Here is a 19,209-nt window from a genome sequence, read left to right as displayed (position 1 = left end):
CATCTATCATAGGGGAGAGCAAACGCTCCTGGAATAGAGCGAATGCTAAAATCTGGCAGGAAATTGATTTCTCTGGCCAACCTACTCACCCCTAAAGTTTTCGATTCCATTGTCTGCTAGTAAAGGATATTCGTCATGAGCCATTCAACTCGTCGCAGCTTTCTACAAAAGGGGGTTGCCTTGGGGGCGGCCCTGTCTACTCCTCAACTACTCACGGGAACGCAACTCTTTGGCAAAGATGCCAACAGCAAGCCAACGATCGCGGCAATTGGCGTGGGAGGAAGTCGGGGACGTTATAGTCGGGGTGGCGAGATTGCGCGTCAGGCGTCGCGATTTGGAGATATGATTGCGGTCTGCGAAGTCGATGACCTCTCTGCCAGCGAGTTCAACAAAGGTTTTGACAATAAGCTCAATACTTATCGAGACTATCGCAAGCTTTTGGAAAAGGAAAAGCCCGATATAGTCGTGATCGGCACACCCGACCATTGGCATACGCCAATTTCGCTCGCCGCATTGCATTCGGGTTGCGATGTTTATTGTGAAAAACCTTTGACGCTTACTATCGAGGAAGGCTTTTTGATTCGCGATGCGGTTGAGAAGACAGGCAAGACATTCCAAGTCGGCACGCAACAGAGAAGCGAATTCAATCAGTTGTTTCTCAAGGCAGTGGCCATCGTGCGGAGTGGTCGGCTTGGTGAGGATGTGAACGCCTACGTTGCCATTGGAAGTCCTGATGCAAAGGGAGGACCTTTTGAGACGACTTCTGTACCAGAGGGTATTGACTGGAACATGTGGCTTGGTCCCGCGCCAAAGAAAGATTACTGCGACGAGCGCCGCAAAGAGTTTCGCTGGTTCTATGAGTACTCCGGAGGCAAAATGACCGACTGGGGTGCACATCACATCGATATCGCTCAATGGGCTTTGGGATTAGATAACACCGGCCCAACCTCTATCGTCGCCAAAGGCGAGTTTCCCCCGGTTGTACCCAACGACTTCGATTGGGATTCGTTCCTGGATGGAAAGATTAGTTTGCCAAACTCCTACAATACGGCCGTGAAGTTTAATATTGACCTCAACTATGCCAATGGCTCCACAGTAAACGTCAACGACTACTATCGACGCGAGGATGGCACGCAGTTCCCCAATGGTATTCTGTTTGAAGGGAGCAAGGGACGTATCTACGTTAATCGCGATAAACTTACCGGAAAGCCGGTTGAAGAATTGACGGAAGCTGAAAATGCGCAGCTCAAGGATGATATGGTGGCGCTTTACAATGGCAAAGAACCTGGCAATCACATGGGCAATTTCTTCGAATGCGTTGCCGATGGCACTCAGCCCGTTGCGGATGTCGCGTCCCATCATCGTTCAATGACATCTTGTCACTTGTGTAATATTGGTCTCATGTTGGGTCGAGAACTCAAATGGAATCCGGACGAAGAACACTTTGTTGACGATCCGGCAGCAGATGCATTGATCAGCCGTACTAGCCGGCCAGGATTTTCGATGTAAGCGAGCCAAAGGGTCCTCAGCAGAAACCATGGCCTTCCTACCATGGAAATATGAGGGATGTTGCGAAATCTACACTAACGGAATAGAGGAACAGTACTATGTTGCTTCGAAGTTCATGCACGATCGGTTTGCTGTTATCCACATGGGCCGCTACTACCGTGGCTGAGGATTGGCCGCATTGGATGGGGCCCACTCGTGACAACGTCTGGCATGAGGACGGGCTGATTGAAAAGTTTCCTGAGGGTGGCCCACCGGTGGTATGGCGCACGGAGGTCGCAGGGGGTTATGCCGGACCCGCGGTCGCCGATGGAAAAGTATTCATAACAGACTATTTGACTCCCGACGAAGTAAAAATTGCCAACTTCGAACGGAAAAATTCTACCGGTGTCGAACGGGTTCTCTGTCTCGACGAAAACACCGGTAAAGAACTTTGGCGGCATGAGTATCCGGTGACCTACACCATTTCCTATCCAGCAGGGCCTCGTTGTACGCCGACCGTCGATGGTGACAAGGTCTATACACTGGGTGCTGAAGGCGACTTGTTTTGCCTCGACGTGAATACAGGAAAAGTTCTCTGGTCGAAGAATTTCCCAAAAGACTACAGTGCGAAAACGTCGTTGTGGGGATATTCCTCTTTTCCCCTAGTGGACGGCGAGAAGCTGATCTGCGTTGTGGGAGGCGAGGGAAGTCACGCCGTCGCGTTTAACAAGAACACCGGCGAAGAACTTTGGAGAGCACTCACCAGTACCGACCAGGGTTACGCTCCCCCAGTGATCATCGAGTCTGCTGGTGTGAGGCAACTCATTTTGTTGTGTCCCGATAAGGTAGCATCCGTCGAGCCCGAGACGGGCAAAGAGTATTGGACTGCCCCCTATTCGGCAACAAACGGGCTAATCAGCATGTCGCCCGTCGTCATGAACGACTACATGTTCCTGGGGGGGTACGACAAGCAGAATCTACTGCTCAAGCTTTCCACCGATAAGCCTGGCGCAGAAGTCGTATGGGGCAATGAGTCGAAAAAGGGGATGTCCCCCGTCAATGTGCAACCGTACTTGGACGGCAAGATTATGTATGGGGTTGCTCATAAGGGGAGTCTCATGGCGGTAGAACTTCCGAGTGGAGAACACCTCTGGGAAACAACAGAGCCGGTCAGCGACAGGCCTGCCAACAGTGGCACAGCTTTCATCGTACGGCAAGGTGATCGCTACTGGCTGTTCAACGACAGCGGCGAGCTCATCATTGCCCGACTTACGCCCGAGGGATACGAGGAGATCGACCGGGCGAAGATCATCGAGCCCACAAACAACGCCTTTGGTCGGGAAGTGGTATGGTGCATGCCAGCCTTTGCCAACCACAAACTATTTGTACGCAACGACGACGAATGTATCTGTGTCGATCTGGCGGCAAAGTAAAAGAGCTTGAGAAATCCCAAGGAGATTATTATGCAACGTCGAGATTTTCTTCAAGTTTCTGCGGCAGCGACTTGCCTGGGAAGTGCCACCACTTGGGCTGCCTCCGAGTCGGGCGATGTCTCGCGAGAGTACTACGAATGGCGCACCTTCCAACTCTCCAATGCCGTAAAGCAAGCCCTGGTGTCGGCCTATCTTGAACGGGCGGCCTTGCCGGCTTGGGAACGACTTGGAATTGGCCCCGTCGGGGTTTTTAGCGAAACGGGGCCCAATGCCACTCCGTCCGTCCACGTGCTGCTTCCTTATGCATCGATCGAAGAGTTTGCCGGCGAGCGACAAGGACTTGCGGAAGATAAGACCTATCGACAAGCGGTGACCAAATATCTGGGATCTTCACAACAGAATCCCGCTTTTGATCGGATAGAAAGCTCGCTCATGATTGCGTTTGCCGGGATTCCAAAGCTGGCAGTGCCAGAGCGGAAGCCCCGTGTGTTTCAACTCCGCGAGTATCACAGCCATAGCGAAGAACGCGCTCGCCGCAAAGTGAAGATGTTCAACGATGGCGAGATTCCCATCTTTCCCAAGATTGGTTTCGAGAACGTTTTCTATGGTGAAACGCTCGTTGGCCCACGACTCCCCAATTTGAAGTACATGCTGTGCGCCGAAAGTGTCGAAGCGCACGACGCCAATTTCAAAAAATTCCTCACGCATCCTGACTGGATCGCCATGAAGGATCGGCCGGAGTACGCAGAAACCGTCTCAAAGGTCATCCAGACCTTTCTCTTGCCGACAGATTTTTCTCAAGTCTGACGCTCGATGGCCAACGCAAATCAAGTTGCCGTGATCGGAGCGGGTGCCGCTGGAATGCTCGCCGCCGCCAGGGCAGGGGAGCGCGGCCTGAAGGTGGTTCTGCTGGAGAAAAACTCGAAGGCAGGAGTCAAAATTCTCATGTCGGGCGGCACACGCTGCAATCTCACGCAGGCAACTGATCGGCGAGGGATTGTCGAGGCCTTTGGTCCGCAGGGATCCTTTCTACATTCGCCATTGGCAGCATTGGGACCCGACGAACTTGTCGCCCTCTTCGAGGCCGAAGGGGTTCGCACCAAAATCGAAGCAACTGGAAAGGTTTTTCCGAAAAGCAATCGGGCGATCGATGTCCGTGATGCCCTCATGGGGATGGTGCGACGAGTCGGGGTAGAAGTTCGTCTCGGCGTAGGGGTCACAGATATCGCTACCAGCGAAGCAGGTTTCGTCATCCAGACCGATCGCGGTGAGCTCGTTGCCGACAAAGTGATACTGACCTGTGGCGGACAATCTTATCCCGGTTGCGGCACAACAGGCGATGGCTACGCCTGGGCCAAGCAGTTGGGACACAAGATCGTGCCTCCCCGACCTGCGTTGGTTCCACTACTTTCGGATGCGCGCTGGGTCCACGAACTGAGTGGCGTAACGCTTTCTGATGTGAGAGTACAAATCGTTGGTGGCGCAGCGGCAAAACCCGTAGCCGAGCGCCGTGGTTCCTTCTTGTTTACTCACTTCGGTCTCTCGGGGCCGGTGGTGATGGACGTGAGCCGCGCAATTACCGCACGACCAGACGCCGACGATTGGCAAGCCGTGTGCGACTTTCTGCCGGGGCAGACTCGTGAACAACTCTTGGAGACTCTTGCTAAGGAAGCGACGGCCGGTGGCAAGCGAACCATAGTTGCTCTGGCATCGCAGTGGCTACCCCAACGACTAGTCGAGGCACTTGTGGAAGAAGCCAAGTTGCCGAGCGATCAGCGAGTTGCCGAGCTCTCCAAAGTCAACCGAAGCAAGTTAATCGACGCCATCAAGGGGCAACGGATTCGCTTGCGAGGATCGCTTGGCTTTAAAAAGGCCGAGGTAACCGCCGGTGGGATCGATTTAGCAGAAGTTGATTCTCGCACGATGCAAAGCAAACTTGTGCCCGGACTGTTTGTCGCCGGGGAAATCCTCGACCTGGACGGCCCCATCGGTGGCTACAATTTCCAAGCCGCTTTTAGCACCGGTTGGCTAGCAGGGGAAAGTGTTTAGGGGCGATAGTGAAATGTTCGACGGGACAACTGTTGATCATCGCTGAAACGATGCGAAATAGCACATGCATGGCAGTCGAAACAGCCGATAATTTCGCTCCGTCGTACGATTCGACGGCCAGCAGAAACGACACTTCGCCGATCGCGGGCAGTTTTTATGCTACTTATAGAGCAGAAAGCCCTTTGGGGAAGGTCTCTTCGTCTATTTGCCGGACATTTCCCATTTAGACACCGCTCGACGGGGTTGAGATGTTATAATGCCGTGGAATTGAAGGTCTTGCCACTTGTTATGTGGCAAGACGAAGAGCATCATTTTTTTGGGATTCAAATCCATGGCTGAAGGTACTATCAAACGATTGACGGACAGAGGTTTCGGTTTTATTGACGTCGGAAGCGGCAAGGACTTGTTCTTTCATTCGAACAGTGTCGAAGGAACGAGTTTCGACGAACTCCGCGAAGGACAAAAAGTTAGCTTTACCGAAGGTAAAGGTCCTAAAGGTCCGTGTGCAGAACACGTGTCCGTTGCCTAAAGTTGCCACAACTTTAGTGGAACCAATCAGAAGTCCAGAGAGCCGACGAAGAAATCGTCGGCTCTCTGTGTTTCTAGAGATGCCGTGACTCGGAAGGGCCCCATAAGCGACGACACTTTTCAAGCGGCCTCTTGGCACCGGATGGCTGGCAGGGGAGAGTATTAGGGTTGAGGGTGGAGTGTTGAGTGTCGAAGAGAACTTGGATTTCTCAACCCGAAGAGGCATGAGCCGATCAATCGGACAAGATTTGACGCTAAGTAGTATTCGTGGCCCTATTATCTCACAATGAGTTGGATAGCAGTAATTCAATCTATGAGTCGTACGACGGATTCGAAGCAAATTTGGATCTTCGGTTTGCGCAGACGTCGTACCACAATTCCCTCTGTTTGCGTCTATGTTGGACAAGGATATACTTGCTTCAGAACCTCCTAAGCGAATAGCTAGCAACTAGACTTAGTTACTTGGAGGCACAGCGTGCGTTTGGCTGACTATTTTTCCGAATTTGTATCAGAGCTAGAGGCTGCTAGGCTGTCGCAGGGAAATCTGACATCGGAAGTGTGATCTCCGAATCTACTTTTTCCCGCTATACTCATGACGACTCGTGTAAGGCTTGTTATATACATCTAGACCCACCTCAGTCACAGAATATCATTGAATCCAACATAGTAGACTTGAAAAACGGCCGAACCATATGAATCGAGTACCCGTTTCGGGTCAAGGTAGACTTAGACAACTTCAACAGGCCAACAGGGATAGAAATCTTGAGTGGGTCGTCAGAATTTGTACAGCGACTATTGGCCTGTCCACTCACCTAATAACCCTCTGGATTGAAGCGGGGTCGAAACTAGTATCTAAGAACTCGTTCTGACCCATTTCTAAGTGTCAGCTCAATGAAATTACCACAGTTTGGAATCAAGGCTCTCCTGGCCATAACTACATTGGTAGCATTGTGGTGTTCAACGTTGACCGCCTACACCGGTTCGGATGATATCCAAGTATTCATCTGGACAGCTATCATCGTAATGTCGGGAGCTGCAGCAGGAAGTTACAGCGGGAGGCGACGTGCCTATTGGGCAGGATTCTGTGGTGCAATGCTGCTGATGTCAATGAAAAACGTTTTTGTCTATGGAGCTGCTTTACGCTGGACCTCAACTGCTGCAAGAGCCCTGACGATATTCTTGAGAGAAGACGCTTCCTATCAAGAACCAATAATTGGGAATGTAGATTCAACGTTGATGCTTATAATATTTATTGCTGCATCTGCAGTGATCGGTTGGCTCAGCGTTTTCGTATACGATCAATGCTCCAAAGCCGAGTGACTTTAGCATAATGTTTTTGGTTCAAAATACTTACCGTTGAGATGCCTAAGGACTATCAATTCTCAACGGTTGCCACGACTGCAGCCGTCGGCGGTCATAGGAAACACTGCGAGAATAGGAGTGCATCTACCACACGTCGAATTGAGACGCAGAAGCTAATTGGCAATAACCTTCAATAATTGCTCAATCATTGTTCTCGACTTCCACGTCAACCACAAAATCCCCTTTGAGAAAATTGCGGCCCAAGAGGAGCGGAAACTCCATGTGCTGGCGGTTGTTAAGGGTGACTAGTACGGTCTTTTCAAAGTCTTTGTAACGAAACGTGAGTGGCACTTTGTAGCGTCGCTTGCGATCATCGGAAGCGTTGGAGGTTTTGATAATCACATAGCCGGCGATCTTGGCTTCGAGCCAATGAGATTCTTTGTTGCCATTCTTGATGTTGAATCGCACGACTTTGCCGATGTTGTCGGCCATGTTGTCGGACTCATTCTCGATCTTCATATCTTCGATATGCAACGAACACGATTTGGCACCTGAGTCAACTCTTGCCCGAAAGAGCAGTTCGCTCTTCTTTTCCATGATCGTGGCGGTGGCGCCAATCACACGCTTGTCCACTTTGGGGGTTTCCTTTTCGGTTTCTTCAACAACGGGAGGTTCCTCTTCGATAGTTTCCTCGGGCTCCTCTTCTTCCGAATCGTCGACTACTTCGACTTCTGCACCTGCTGCTTCTTCGGCCTTTGCTTTCTCGTTTTCAACTTCTTGCTTCTTCTTCTCTTCGTCTGAAGCCTTCTCATCCGAAGTTTCGGCTTCCTTGTCGGACTCCTTGTCCGAATCAGGCTCGGCCTCCTCTGATTTCTGACTGGCCTTCTTGCTGGAAGCTTTCTTCTCGGGCGGCTCTTCGGGTTCGCTCTCTGGTTCGTCGCTCTTGGTCTCTTTTGCTGCTGGCTCTGCTTCTTTGGCTGAGGGCTCTGATGCTTCGGCTGAGGGCTCTGTTTCTTCGGTTGAAGATTGCGACTCCTCAGAAGTTGACTCCTCCTCTGTGGCACACACGGCGTGCCGCATATCAAGCAACACCACTCCATTGGCAAGCAACAAGGCAAGCACCATCAGGCCGAACCGTTGAAGCGGTAGGCACTGCATGAGGCAAATGGATGCTGAATTCGATCTCACAGACGATAGTCTCCGCAGGGTGAGTTAGCTCAGGTTGAGATACTGCTTTCGCACTGCTCAGAGCATTGCGAGCCCCTTATTCTTACAGGTAACCCTCGGAAAGGGAACCGCCGGAACAACCCTCAGGAACCGCAAAAATATGTCTTTTGAGCCGCACAAACGGGGCAAACTCGCGTAGCAAGTGAACTATAATACTATGATTGGCCACGCGCAGTCGCTGCGCCAGCATTTTCAAAAAGTACATCCAACCTCTGGCAGGTTAAAGGTTTAGCATCGTGAGTGCTCGTGTTTTGAGTCAAATTTGGGCCGCCATCTTTATCCTCCTCGGGATCGTGGCGTTCAGTCTACGCTATCAGGCCAGGCACGAGGTCCAGGAGGGGCTTCAAGACAGTTTGTGGAGGCTCTCCTACGACATTAAGTTCGAAGTCGATAGCCCCGAGGCGGAGGTGCGGGTTGGCTTGCCGGACCAAGACTCCTCAGCAGCGATCATCGAAGTGGAGGAAAAATCTCACATCAATCTCGATGCCGAGGATTATACCTCCCCCTTGAACAAGAATCGTGAGTTGATTCTAACCACTCAACTTACCGGAAACTATCAAGTGGGTGCCGAATTCGAGATCCGACTCAAACCGCGAAATGCCTGGGACGAACAGCATCAAGTCTCCGGCCTATCATCAACTGCCAGATCCCGTTTCTTGCGCAGCGATGCTACGATCGACACCGCAGGTGCCAATGTGCGGGAGGTCATGCAACAGATTCCCCGTGGCGAATTGACCGATAGTGAATTGGTCCAGCAGCTTTTTGATTTTTGTTCTCAGAGTTTTAAGCCGGGGAGCAGCGCAGATGGTTTCGATGCTGTCGGATACGCCCTAGCCAATCATCAAGCCACACCTTTGGGTCGTGTTCGCACCTTGGTCACACTGTGCCGCGCCTATAGAATTCCCGCACGTCTTGTCACTGGATTTGAGCTTCGCCAATCTGATTCGGCTAAGCCGCATGTGTGGGCCGAAGTGTTTTACGGCCATCACTGGGTTCCGTTTGACCCGACCTACGGCCATGCCCGTCAGATGCCCTACAATTTTCTGCCGATTCGACACGATGGCGAAGAGATTGTTCGTGGCGAAGGGATTAAAGACTTATCGGCCAAATATACGATTCTTCGATTGCCCCCTCCGGCCAACGTCCTGCAAGCAGAAGTCCGCCGCCCTTCGCAAGTACTCGACCTGACACGTTTGCCGGTTGAAATGCATGAAATTATGTCGCTGATGTTGTTGCTTCCCTTGGGAGCGCTCATCACGGCCATATTCCGCAATCTCATTGGCATGCGGACGTTAGGCACTTTCGCCCCCGCGCTGCTGGCAATGAGTTTCATCTATGCTGAATTGGCAACGAGTTTGGTGATCTTGATCGCCGTACTCACAGCGGGTTACTTCGGCCGTATAATGTTGGATCGTCTGCATCTGTTGATGGTGCCTCGCTCCAGTATTGTACTGACGATGATTATCATGCTGATCGTGTTTGGAGTTTCACTGATCGACTATGCTGATCCAATCTCCGGGGTACGAGCAGTGTTGCTGCCGTTGGTTATTCTCACAACTCTGATCGAGCGCTATTTTGTGACCACTGAAGAAGATGGTATGGCGTTCGCCATGCAATTGGTGGTTGGTACCGCCGTCGTGGCTGCCTGCTGCTACTTGATTCTGGGTTGGAAACAAATTGGAGCCCTGTTACTGATCTATCCTGAGTTGCATTTCTTCACGATCGCCGCCTTCATCTGGATCGGTCGATACAGTGGTTATCGGCTGGTAGAACTTTGGCGCTTCCGTGACATGGTGAAATAGGTGGTGGTGAGTAGGTGAGTTGGTGATTTGTCATCCCGAGGTCCTCCGAGGGATCTAGCTCAAATTCTTCGCCACGTCAAACTTGATAATTGAACTTGAAACGACAGAAACGTGAGTTTTCGGACACACTCACCCACTCAAAGCATAATTCATTTTGCTCTTGCAGCTTCAGACCGTTAACAAGATCGACCGCTATGGATAACAACTCGAATCGATTCTGGGCCTGGCCTGATGAGCTAAAGCGCCGGGGAATCCTCGGAATCAACCAGCGCAATCTCGATATCATCCTGGAAAGCAATCCGCGAGCGTTTTATCCGCGGGTCGACAACAAACTGCTTACCAAAGAGATTTGCCAAGCCAACGGTATCCAGGTTCCTGAAACGTATTTCATTATCAAAGAACACAGCGAGTGCCACCGGTTCCTGGATCTGGTGGAGGATCGTACCGAGTTCGTTGTAAAACCGTCGAGCGGAGCAGCCGGCCGCGGTATTGTGGTCGTCGCGGGTCGGCTGGGCAACAATTTCTTTACCTCTTCGGGACGTCTGATTGAATGGACTGACCTCCGGCATCACCTCTCGACAATTATCTCAGGGCTTTACTCTCTAGGAGGTCAGGCAGATTCCGTAATCGTGGAACGGCGAATCGTCAGTCATCCCTTGCTCAAGAGCATTGCCGTTGAGGGAACTCCCGACATTCGTGTGATTCTCTATCGTGGTGTGCCTGTGATGGCCATGATCCGCCTGCCGACAAAAATGTCCGGAGGACGGGCAAACTTGCATCAGGGGGCCATCGCCGCGGCAATCGAACTCAATACGGGCCGTACGTATGGCGGCGTCTGCCGCGATCGGGCCATCAGCATGCACCCTGACACAAATTTTCCGATCGCGGGGATCGAACTTCCCAATTGGAAGGACGTGTTGGAAGGCGCGATGAAGCTGAGCGACGCGTTGGAGATGGGCTATGTTGGGATCGACTTTGTAATCGACGCTGACACGGGCCCCGTGGTATTGGAAGCCAACGCACGACCGGGATTGGCAATCCAATTGGCCCATCGCGAAGGTATCGTGCCACGTCTTAAATATATCGATTCGATTCCCATGGCAGATCGTACGGGTGAAAATCGCTGGGATGTGATCGAATCAATCGCCACCAAGAGCAGCGACTTCTGGCGAATCTAGGCGAGAGGGTTGCGTAAGCTCTCGGTATATTTGGCGCATCCGGTTGCCTAAGCCTACCGGCATGCTCGCATCCAGGGACTTGCGTTCGCGCCTGCTTCTACTCTTCGACGCCAAAGGCAATATCCATTGTCACCTTGTAGGAGGTGATCTTATCATTGGAAACCTTTGCTGTCCAATCGACTACTTTAATACCACTAATGCCGCGAACGGTCTTGGACGCACTGGTCAACCCTTCCTGGACGGCATCGTCAAAACTCTTTTCCGATTGGGAAACGACGGTAACTACCTTCGCAATACTCATATCAAGTCTCCAGATTGTTAAAAAGGGAAAGCATAATGAATAGAGACGCAGCACCTATCGATCACCTTAATGGTTCAACGAAGTGCTGACAAGTTGCTATCACCTGCCATGAATAGAAGGCTCGGCAGGCGAAAACAACTTTATGGGTTTATCGTGTGATTGTCGATTAATCTTGTTGCACCGACTCGCGCCGCAAGGGCCACCACTGTTGGCCCCGTGATTCTTTCGACCGGGTGGACTGTACCGGCAGCAACGAAGGCAATGTAGTCTACGTTGGTGATATTGGAATCGGCAAGACAGCCTCGCATCTGCTTGGTTAGCGTGTCTACGTCGGCCTCTCCGTTACGATAAAGTGATTCTGCCAATTTCAACGATCGGTATATCGCGGTTGCCTGCTTACGTTCTGACGGAGAGAGATACGCATTGCGGGAACTCATGGCCAAACCATCTGGTTCACGTATCGTGGGACAGATGACGATCTCAATTGGAATATTGAAATCCCTGACCATCTGCTGGACAACCAGCGCCTGTTGATAATCCTTGCGGCCAAAGTAGGCACAATTCGCGGGGATGATGTTGAACAGTTTCAAGACGACGGTGGCCACGCCGCGAAAATGTCCCGGACGGATTTCTCCTTCATAGGGTTTAGCAACGGCTCCGACTTCGACAAAGGTATCGTTGCCCGGTTGATAGACCTCTGCGACAGTCGGTGCGAAGACCAACGGACTGCCACGCTCAGCGAGCAATTCACAGTCGCGCTGCAAGGTCCGAGGATAGCGATCTCCATCTTCACCAGGACCAAACTGCGTGGGATTCACAAAAATACTTACCAGCGTCTGGTCGCACTCGGACTGTGACGCGTCGACAAGTTGCAAATGGCCTTCATGCAGCGCACCCATCGTCGGCACCAGACCAACTGTCTCACCGGCAGCCTGGGCAGCCTTTACGACGCTGCGGACCTCGGCGATGGTGGATAGGACGCGGACATTGGTAGATTCTGTGCCCAACAATTCGGACTCCAATTTGTTTAGTCTGGCCAAACTGCGCTAATCGCAGCCCGTGCCTCAGCAATCGCACATTTAAGATCGTCTGCATCCAAGCGTAGTAGCGGACCGTGAATCTTAGGAACTTCGCTGCATGACACCCCCCCAGGGGGGGCTATCGCAATTGTCAGGGCGGGTTGCACAAAGTCAAATCGTGATCGTGGCATTTGCGGCTGGAGTAGGAAGCTGCTGATCACGGGGACGATATTTTCTGCTTCGATGCTGTTCTGTGACGGGAGTCGTATGCGTAATTCACTGTGCCGCTGCCATTCTACCAGGGACAGGTGCTGGGAGTCATCCTCCGCTTGCGTCTTCGCGAAGATATCTTCCAAACGCAGAGCATTTAGCTGTTGGCATAGGTGGCTGGCCAACCAGTCGGCAAGCCCTGGGTCGTCAGACGTTATCACCACGTAGCGAGCAGCAGTGCTCAGGTGATTGAGCAACCCCGCGATGGTCCAACCTGCTAGTGGCACGACCATCTGGCCGGCAATCTCATTTGCAGGGACCAGGACAAAGCGGCGAAACGTCATTCGCGGGTGGGGAATGCTAAGCCCTGGTGTGTCGACGATTTCACTTCCGTAAAGCAAAAGATCAATATCAAGTGTGCGGGCGGCCCAACGAATCTTGCGCTCTCGGCCCTGTCGCGTTTCAATCTGCTGCAAATGGCTGGCCAGTATTTCTGCTTCCAAGCACGTATCAACCAATACTGCCCCATTGAGAAACTCTTGTTGACCGGCTGGACCACCTACAGCGGGAGTTTCGTGCCAGGTGCTGCGCGCAAGCAAGCGTGTTTGCGGCAAGGCAGAGATTTCTCGGAGAGCATTTCGCAATGTCTCCTCACGGTTTCCCAGATTGGCGCCCAGGGCCAGCAAACTTCGAGGCATGAGAGTTTACTCGAAAAGTATCAAGTAGGCCGAAACAAGCCGTACCCAGTTCCGGCAAGCGACGCCGAGCAAGTCTTCCTGCCGGAACAGCGCTACCGCTCGTTCCGGCCTACAAGAGCATATCCGCTACCAAAGAACAAGGGCCTGGGACAAAACATCCCAGGCCCTTGATCTCGCGTCCGTGCAAACAAAAAATCGGGGAGGACCTCCGAATCACGAACTGCGTTCGTCGACTGTCGATCCAGTCAGTCGTCGCCCCCCGGATTTACCAACACATATTTCAAACTCGCTGTTCGATTGAAACCGATCAAAGTTCCTGGTTCAGTACGGACGGGGGAACAAGTAAACTGCGCGCACCGGCACACATATACATACCACTTAAAGAAAACTGCCCCCCAAACGCGCCGCGTTTATCACTTGGGCGATTGAGTTCCTAACAAAACTAACAAGACAAACAGACCACAAGGTAACCCACGGTCTATTCAGTTGAATGCAAACTTAACTCTATGTCCTAAATCCAACAAAACATCTCTTAACCGAAAACTAATGTTGCGAACTTGCGCGAAAATGTCAAGCAACGTATTCGCATCAAATTTTTTTATTTTTTGACTGCGCTTATCCACCACCACAAGTTGACTACAAAGTACTTGACAGAGTTGAAGCTCTTGCTTCTGCCAGCAAGAACTTTCTCGGGGTTTGTCGCAAACTTTCTACCCACCCTAGAGAACTTCTGCATTCATACCACAAGAGATGTACTCTACTTTTCCGTAATAAAAATCCGTCTTTTTGATCCGTGTGATAATGCCGAGGAATATGCGATAATCTGGAGGTTGTACGGACACCGCCAAACGTTGCCGCCCACATTTTGTTGTTTGCCCACTCTCCAAAAGAAATTGTTCTCACCATTATGATCAGTGACCCGCCCAAAGATTTTTCTCAGTTGAATATTGTTGCACTGGAGAGCCGTCGCGCCGCTGAAATGATGCAGTTGATCAAGAAAAGAAACGGTATTCCCCTGGTGAGTCCCTCGTTGCGGGAAGTGGCGGTGGACGAGCAAAGGCCCGTAGTTGATTTTGCCAACCATCTCATTACGGGACAAATCGATGCGGTCTTGTTTCTCACCGGCGTGGGTATTCGGCAAATGCTTGATGCTCTCGAGCGGCATGTCGAGCGGCAGCGATTTCTCGATGCGCTATCTGACGTCAAAACGATTGTACGTGGACCAAAACCGCTCGCAGTGTTACGAGAACTTGGCATCACTCCGACACTTCAGGTCCCCGAACCCAACACCTGGCGAGAAGTGCTAGCAACCCTGGATGCCCATCTACCAGTCACCAATTTGGTCGTCGCCGTGCAAGAGTATGGCGTGCCAAACGTAAGTTTGATCGCCGGACTTGAAGCCCGCGGGGCGCGCGTTGTACCAGTGCAAGTCTATCGATGGGCGCTCCCGGAGGATCTCGGTCCTTTGGAAGAGAACGTTCGTCGAATCGCTGCTGGAGAGGTTGATGCCTGCTTGTTTACTTCAGCGCAGCAAGCAATCCATCTGGTAAAAGTTGCCGAGAACCTACAACTCGCAAGCGAACTTCATCAAGGTTTGCGGCGCACTCTGGTTGCTTCGATCGGCCCGACCACCAGCGAAATGCTGCGCAAGCTTTCGATCGCAGTGGACTTCGAGCCATCCCACGGCAAGATGGGACAGCTTGTTAGCGAACTAGCGGCAGTTGCCAGTTCGCTCGTCGTGCGCAAGCGAACCGTCTTCGACAAGCTCGTTGCTTTATCAACCCCTCCAGCTACCGAGGGAAAAACTCCGGCCTGGTACAATAGTCCGTTTATGAAAGCCTGCCGCCGCGAACCCGTGCCGCATACGCCGATCTGGTTGATGCGACAGGCAGGACGCTACATGGAAGAGTATCGTGCGGTTCGTGCGAAGATGAGCTTTCTGGAATTGTGCAAAAATCCAGCGCTCTGCAGCGAGGTGATGTGTACCGCAGTAGAGCGACTGGGAGTGGATGCCGCGATCATTTTCTCTGACCTGCTGCCGATCCTCGAACCGATGGGGATGGAACTCGAATTCACCGCCGGCGATGGTCCGAAGATCGACAATCCGGTCCGTGAGGCCACGGACGTTGATCGCGTGGTGGAACTTGAAAATGTCGATTCGCTGGGATTTGTGATGGAAACGGTTGCCCACACCCGCCGCGACTTGCCTGAGGAGATTCCCGTGATCGGTTTCGCGGGGGCACCATTCACGTTGGCTAGTTACGCCATTGAAGGAGGTGGCAGCCGCAGTTTTCTGCATACCAAGACACTCATGTACCGCGAGAGCGAGGCCTGGCATGATTTAATGCAGCGCCTCTCGCGGTCGATCGTGCTGTATCTCAACGCCCAGATCGCCGCCGGGGCGCAAGCGGTGCAGTTATTTGATAGTTGGGTTGGTTGCTTGTCACCTGCAGATTATCGAACGTTTGTGATGCCACATATTCAATCCATCGTCGAGGGACTTGCTCCTGCCGCACCACTGATTCATTTCGCCACGGGTAATCCGGCGCTATTACCCCTGATGGCCGAAGCGGGGGGGGACGTGATCGGTGTTGATTGGCGCATCGATCTGGCCGAGGCGTGGCAGACTGTCGGCTACGATCATGCCGTACAGGGCAACCTTGACCCGCTGGTGTTGATGGCCGACCGCGATACGATTCGTTCTCGTGCGGAAGACGTCCTGCAAGCCGCCGGAAATCGCCCGGGCCACATCTTTAATCTGGGCCACGGCGTGATGCCACAGACGCCCGTAGACAATGTGCGGTATCTGGTGGATTTTGTTCACGAAGCGACGAGTAAGTGAACAAGTCATTCCCGCGCTGGCGGGAATCCAGTTTCATACCGTTGCCGACCAACATTCCCGCCTGCGCGGGGAAAGACGGAACTTCCTTACTCGTCTTCCAACTTGTATTCGTCCGCTTTGGAGAGCAGACGATCCAGTGCCAGTTCGAAGCCTGGCATGAGCGGCGTTTCGTAGACACCCCCCTCCTTGACGACGATCTCTTCGTCCATGCCGCGAAACACCGTCATCACGCGGCGGAAGCGGTCGATCACCCAATACTCCTTGACGCCCGCCTCAGCATACTCACCGCGTTTGACCACGTAGTCTCGATGGCGGTCCCGGCTGGTACGCGAGACAAATTCAATGGCGACCGCTGGGACATCGTTGAGTGGATGCACGGAGCGACCCAGCCCCAGCCAAATCGCTCGATCCGCTCGGCGGCGATTCTCGCCGATTCGAATCTCTTGTTCATCCATTGTATCGTCCACGACCGAACCATTGGGATGATTTTCTTGATAGGTGACAATCATGTATCCAAGATAATTGTTTGGACTTCGCTGGCCTGGGTCGGCAGGAGGACTCACGATCAACACTCCGTGAACAAGTTCGTAACGATAAGATTCATCCCATTCCCGAATCGAGTCGTACTCGTCCGAAGTCATCATCATCCCGTTGGATTCGGGACCGATGTGCGTGGGAGGCGAAGGAATGTCGGCAACGCTCATGAGAAACCCTTTGTGAAGAGTGTGGCGGTATTCCTCCATTATCGCAAAAGACTTCGTTGCGTCAAAGCGGAATATACTTCAATCAGGCCACAGCGATGAACGCTGGTTGGGCGGATGAGGGGCAGATCTCAAAAGATATTGGCAATTTGAATGACCTGCGCATCACCGCTAGATCCGCGATTATCCTCGGCGAATTTCTTTCTTCGAAATTCTGGATGCGTGGCCAAACTTGCAGTAGTAGAAACTAGAATTCCCCCACTCCCGCAATATTCTTAAACAGCGGATCATTGCGGAGCGGATCGAAATCAGATTCGGAGGCAATAAAGTCGCGGAAGTTGCCGTCGATGTTTAATGCACGGGACAGGCAACGTAGCGATTGGCGACGATCGCGGACCAAGCTCCAGTAGCAGGCCAAGTTGTAGTGCAGGATCGCTTCACCAGGCTCGATTTCGACGGCTTGTTCTAATGCATCAATCGCTCGGGCTACGTCGCCGGTTCGTTTGTAGCACCAACCAAGTGCCATCCACACATGAATGTCGTCAGGGATCAGCTCCAACGATCGCTTCAAAGGAAATATTGCTTCGCGATAGCGGCGTAACTCTCGCAAGGATTCACCGAGCAAGTAGCAACCACGGGCATCGGCATGAACAACCTTGCCGCGGCGTTGGAGCGAATGGAGTGCGTGCTCAGGCATACCTAGTTCCAGGTAACCTTCCGCCTCTCGGCGGGTGCGCAGCAAACGTTCTCGAAGCAAATAGGTAGTCATGGGGAGTTATGACTCGGGCCAAAAAGTAATTGATTAGAAAAATGAGAAGCTAATTGATTTTACTCTCAAAACTGCGCGACGCAAAATAAATTTTTCAAATTGGAACGTAACTCGAAGATACATCGTGGGTAAGGCGCGAATTTTTGAGTGGGGTAACGATGACGATTAGTTGGAGGGGGAAAGAGGTGCGGGGAGAGCTTTATTGGAACGCCCTTTGCTGCGGCAAATGTTGGTCGAGAGTCTTCTGACATTTTCAAAATGACAGAGATTTGCTGGTCAACTCAAGTCAACTCAAGTCAACTCTGCAATAATGGAGTAATCCATAGACGGAAAAGTCTTAAGAACTCTGCGATGATAGAATCTCGATGAGGATATTTGGGTTCACCTTTAAAATCGACCCGTTTGTCAATGACAATGACGCAATCAACGCATTCTATGGTAAGTGCGATGATGCATCCGTCGCTGGAAGCGGAGGGAAAACGCTGATTCATTTTGATCGTGAAGCCGATTCGTTAGATGATGCTCTCCGTAGAGATGATGCTCTCCGTAGCGCTGTGGCTGAGGTTCAGGGGGAGGGTTGGCAGGTGCGCGAGATAACAGTGGAGCCTGATTGTCTGGCTCCGATGACAAGTTCTTGAATTGGGAATGCACGCACTTGGTACGGAGTCATTCCATGCGTCAGCTCATCTTTCATCCCCTCACGCCGCTGGTTCTGTTTTCTATTTCACTGGCAGTGTTGCTGATTACGTATCTTATTGCTGGAAGTATTCCGTCTCCTGAGTTCGAAGTTATCGTAACGTTTGATTGGGGGCTATTGTTGGCACTCTGGATTGTTGCTGATGCACGACGCCGAACTGGCATTCCATGTTATGATTTCGGTTTTATCTGCTATCTCTCGCTTCCCTTCGCTATACCTTGGTATTGCTTCTGGTCGCGTGGATGGCGAGGGGCGCTCACGCTAATCTTGCTTGTAGGGCTTTTCGCGTCTCCATACTTTGTTTCGTGCATGGTTTGGCTGTGGCTGTATGGATGACACAACCGATCTTTGTCCCCTTGCTTCCGCAACGGGATACTACGGACAACGAAGCCGCTCCTGCACGTTGCCCCACCGCAACACGCCTGTTGACTTTCTGCAACACTCCCCCGTGCTGATGTAGCACTTTTTCTCACAAACGCCGAGGAACTAGGCACTTTTCCTGTTTTCCACTCTCGCGGAACACGCCTTGCGAATGTCTCTTTCGCAGGGTCTGGCACCGGCGTGCCTCCCTCGATTCTTTTCTGGAACGGTCGGAGACACCCAAATCGTGCTGCGAATGTTGTTTACCATCTGTGCCGTGGCAACGCTCAGCTATGCGGCAAGCCATCTGGAACACGCGCATGCCGAGCGGGCCACCTTGCCGAAGTGGGTCCGCACTGTGGATGGCTGGGAACCGGCCTCTGTCATCACTGAGATGAGCCCGTCGCTTCCCTCGCTGCATCCTTTTCTGGTCGCGGGGTTTGAATTGGGGGCCTCGGTATTTGTGCTGTTGGCCTTTCCGGGGAGCGCAATCCGGCGGAATTCAGTACCCGGATAGCTTTTTTTCGCGAATTTCAGCTTTTCTTGCACGAAATGGCCTCCTCTGCGCCACTATTATCTGTGGAAGCGGAATTTCCGCAATTCTT

The 19,209-nt window shown here is 52.2% G+C and carries 18 protein-coding genes; 12 read left to right on the top strand and 6 right to left on the bottom strand.

Annotated features, from left to right (window positions below):
• Positions 1–135: 135 nt before the first annotated feature.
• The 6 genes from Pr1d_RS02830 to Pr1d_RS02805 all read left to right on the top strand — a co-directional run bounded on the left by Pr1d_RS02830 (position 136) and on the right by Pr1d_RS02805 (position 6,818).
• Entirely contained in the window at positions 136–1,509 is a 1,374-nt protein-coding gene (locus tag Pr1d_RS02830) for a Gfo/Idh/MocA family protein (RefSeq protein ID WP_148072110.1), read from the top strand.
• Between the two features lie 98 nt (positions 1,510–1,607).
• Positions 1,608–2,921, top strand: coding sequence for a PQQ-binding-like beta-propeller repeat protein (locus Pr1d_RS02825; RefSeq protein WP_148072109.1), 1,314 nt, complete (start codon positions 1,608–1,610; stop codon positions 2,919–2,921).
• Positions 2,922–2,951: 30 nt separating this feature from the next.
• Positions 2,952–3,728 carry an NIPSNAP family protein gene (locus tag Pr1d_RS02820; protein ID WP_148072108.1) on the top strand — a complete coding sequence of 259 codons (777 nt, stop codon included), beginning with the start codon at positions 2,952–2,954 and terminating at the stop codon, positions 3,726–3,728.
• Positions 3,729–3,734: 6 nt separating this feature from the next.
• Positions 3,735–4,970, top strand: coding sequence for a BaiN/RdsA family NAD(P)/FAD-dependent oxidoreductase (locus Pr1d_RS02815; protein WP_148072107.1), 1,236 nt, complete (start codon positions 3,735–3,737; stop codon positions 4,968–4,970).
• Between the two features lie 331 nt (positions 4,971–5,301).
• The gene (locus Pr1d_RS02810) at positions 5,302–5,499 is read left to right on the top strand and encodes a cold-shock protein (protein ID WP_148072106.1); all 198 of its coding nucleotides are present in this window, start codon (positions 5,302–5,304) and stop codon (positions 5,497–5,499) included.
• An 890-nt stretch (positions 5,500–6,389) separates the two neighbouring features.
• Positions 6,390–6,818, top strand: coding sequence for a hypothetical protein (locus tag Pr1d_RS02805; protein WP_148072105.1), 429 nt, complete (start codon positions 6,390–6,392; stop codon positions 6,816–6,818).
• Positions 6,819–7,001: 183 nt separating this feature from the next.
• On the opposite strand, the gene Pr1d_RS02800 is transcribed toward Pr1d_RS02805, so the two are convergent.
• Positions 7,002–7,988 carry a putative ATP-dependent zinc protease gene (locus Pr1d_RS02800; protein ID WP_148072104.1) on the bottom strand — a complete coding sequence of 329 codons (987 nt, stop codon included), beginning with the start codon at positions 7,986–7,988 and terminating at the stop codon, positions 7,002–7,004.
• Positions 7,989–8,263: 275 nt separating this feature from the next.
• Here Pr1d_RS02800 and Pr1d_RS02795 point away from each other — a divergent pair, with 275 nt between their 5' ends.
• Together Pr1d_RS02795 and Pr1d_RS02790 are read left to right on the top strand one after the other, a co-directional pair.
• A complete protein-coding gene (locus Pr1d_RS02795) occupies positions 8,264–9,829 on the top strand; it encodes a 7TM domain-containing protein (RefSeq protein ID WP_148072103.1) in 1,566 nt (521 codons plus the stop codon).
• A gap of 194 nt (positions 9,830–10,023) precedes the next feature.
• Positions 10,024–11,007, top strand: a complete 984-nt coding sequence (locus tag Pr1d_RS02790; protein WP_148072102.1) for an alpha-L-glutamate ligase-like protein — start codon at positions 10,024–10,026, stop codon at positions 11,005–11,007.
• A gap of 97 nt (positions 11,008–11,104) precedes the next feature.
• Here Pr1d_RS02790 and Pr1d_RS02785 read toward each other — a convergent pair whose 3' ends face one another.
• The 3 genes from Pr1d_RS02785 to folK all read right to left on the bottom strand — a co-directional run bounded on the left by Pr1d_RS02785 (position 11,105) and on the right by folK (position 13,235).
• On the bottom strand, positions 11,105–11,308 hold the full coding sequence (locus Pr1d_RS02785; protein ID WP_148072101.1) for a dodecin family protein: 204 nt from the start codon (positions 11,306–11,308) through the stop codon (positions 11,105–11,107).
• A 140-nt stretch (positions 11,309–11,448) separates the two neighbouring features.
• The gene (gene panC, locus Pr1d_RS02780; protein WP_148072100.1) at positions 11,449–12,315 is read right to left on the bottom strand and encodes a pantoate--beta-alanine ligase; all 867 of its coding nucleotides are present in this window, start codon (positions 12,313–12,315) and stop codon (positions 11,449–11,451) included.
• Between the two features lie 20 nt (positions 12,316–12,335).
• Entirely contained in the window at positions 12,336–13,235 is a 900-nt protein-coding gene (folK, locus tag Pr1d_RS02775) for a 2-amino-4-hydroxy-6-hydroxymethyldihydropteridine diphosphokinase (RefSeq protein WP_148072099.1), read from the bottom strand.
• A 910-nt stretch (positions 13,236–14,145) separates the two neighbouring features.
• Between folK and hemE the strand changes: the two genes are divergently transcribed.
• The gene (hemE, locus tag Pr1d_RS02770; RefSeq protein WP_390622081.1) at positions 14,146–16,077 is read left to right on the top strand and encodes a uroporphyrinogen decarboxylase; all 1,932 of its coding nucleotides are present in this window, start codon (positions 14,146–14,148) and stop codon (positions 16,075–16,077) included.
• Positions 16,078–16,163: 86 nt separating this feature from the next.
• On the opposite strand, the gene Pr1d_RS02765 is transcribed toward hemE, so the two are convergent.
• Positions 16,164–16,781 carry a Uma2 family endonuclease gene (locus Pr1d_RS02765; RefSeq protein ID WP_168205024.1) on the bottom strand — a complete coding sequence of 206 codons (618 nt, stop codon included), beginning with the start codon at positions 16,779–16,781 and terminating at the stop codon, positions 16,164–16,166.
• 244 nt (positions 16,782–17,025) lie between these two features.
• Positions 17,026–17,547: a TPR end-of-group domain-containing protein gene (locus Pr1d_RS02760; RefSeq protein WP_148072096.1), complete on the bottom strand. Its 522-nt coding sequence runs from the start codon at positions 17,545–17,547 to the stop codon at positions 17,026–17,028.
• 365 nt (positions 17,548–17,912) lie between these two features.
• Between Pr1d_RS02760 and Pr1d_RS02755 the strand changes: the two genes are divergently transcribed.
• The 3 genes from Pr1d_RS02755 (at position 17,913) to Pr1d_RS02745 (ending at position 19,121) form a co-directional block, all read left to right on the top strand.
• Positions 17,913–18,185: a hypothetical protein gene (locus Pr1d_RS02755; RefSeq protein WP_148072095.1), complete on the top strand. Its 273-nt coding sequence runs from the start codon at positions 17,913–17,915 to the stop codon at positions 18,183–18,185.
• A gap of 35 nt (positions 18,186–18,220) precedes the next feature.
• The gene (locus tag Pr1d_RS02750; protein WP_148072094.1) at positions 18,221–18,580 is read left to right on the top strand and encodes a hypothetical protein; all 360 of its coding nucleotides are present in this window, start codon (positions 18,221–18,223) and stop codon (positions 18,578–18,580) included.
• Between the two features lie 196 nt (positions 18,581–18,776).
• Complete coding sequence (locus Pr1d_RS02745) at positions 18,777–19,121, top strand: hypothetical protein (protein WP_148072093.1); 345 nt, start codon at positions 18,777–18,779, stop codon at positions 19,119–19,121.
• Positions 19,122–19,209 lie beyond the last annotated feature (88 nt).

The sequence above is a fragment of the Bythopirellula goksoeyrii genome, from assembly GCF_008065115.1.
Lineage (GTDB): Bacteria > Planctomycetota > Planctomycetia > Pirellulales > Lacipirellulaceae > Bythopirellula > Bythopirellula goksoeyrii.
The sequence above is the reverse complement of the archived record's forward strand: the minus strand, read 5'-3'. Positions and strand labels throughout refer to the sequence as shown.

Bases quoted from the DNA above. Each gene is read 5' to 3' on its own strand.
- Pr1d_RS02830 (WP_148072110.1), top strand. From the start codon at position 136: ATGAGCCATTCAACTCGTCGCAGCTTTCTACAAAAGGGGGTTGCCTTG.
- Pr1d_RS02765 (WP_168205024.1), bottom strand. From the start codon at position 16,781: ATGAGCGTTGCCGACATTCCTTCGCCTCCCACGCACATCGGTCCCGAA.
- Pr1d_RS02820 (WP_148072108.1), top strand. From the start codon at position 2,952: ATGCAACGTCGAGATTTTCTTCAAGTTTCTGCGGCAGCGACTTGCCTG.
- Pr1d_RS02750 (WP_148072094.1), top strand. From the start codon at position 18,221: ATGCGTCAGCTCATCTTTCATCCCCTCACGCCGCTGGTTCTGTTTTCT.
- Pr1d_RS02785 (WP_148072101.1), bottom strand. From the start codon at position 11,308: ATGAGTATTGCGAAGGTAGTTACCGTCGTTTCCCAATCGGAAAAGAGT.
- Pr1d_RS02755 (WP_148072095.1), top strand. From the start codon at position 17,913: ATGAGGATATTTGGGTTCACCTTTAAAATCGACCCGTTTGTCAATGAC.
- Pr1d_RS02805 (WP_148072105.1), top strand. From the start codon at position 6,390: ATGAAATTACCACAGTTTGGAATCAAGGCTCTCCTGGCCATAACTACA.
- folK (WP_148072099.1), bottom strand. From the start codon at position 13,235: ATGCCTCGAAGTTTGCTGGCCCTGGGCGCCAATCTGGGAAACCGTGAG.
- Pr1d_RS02815 (WP_148072107.1), top strand. From the start codon at position 3,735: ATGGCCAACGCAAATCAAGTTGCCGTGATCGGAGCGGGTGCCGCTGGA.
- Pr1d_RS02745 (WP_148072093.1), top strand. From the start codon at position 18,777: ATGTCTCTTTCGCAGGGTCTGGCACCGGCGTGCCTCCCTCGATTCTTT.
- Pr1d_RS02825 (WP_148072109.1), top strand. From the start codon at position 1,608: ATGTTGCTTCGAAGTTCATGCACGATCGGTTTGCTGTTATCCACATGG.
- Pr1d_RS02790 (WP_148072102.1), top strand. From the start codon at position 10,024: ATGGATAACAACTCGAATCGATTCTGGGCCTGGCCTGATGAGCTAAAG.
- Pr1d_RS02760 (WP_148072096.1), bottom strand. From the start codon at position 17,547: ATGACTACCTATTTGCTTCGAGAACGTTTGCTGCGCACCCGCCGAGAG.
- Pr1d_RS02810 (WP_148072106.1), top strand. From the start codon at position 5,302: ATGGCTGAAGGTACTATCAAACGATTGACGGACAGAGGTTTCGGTTTT.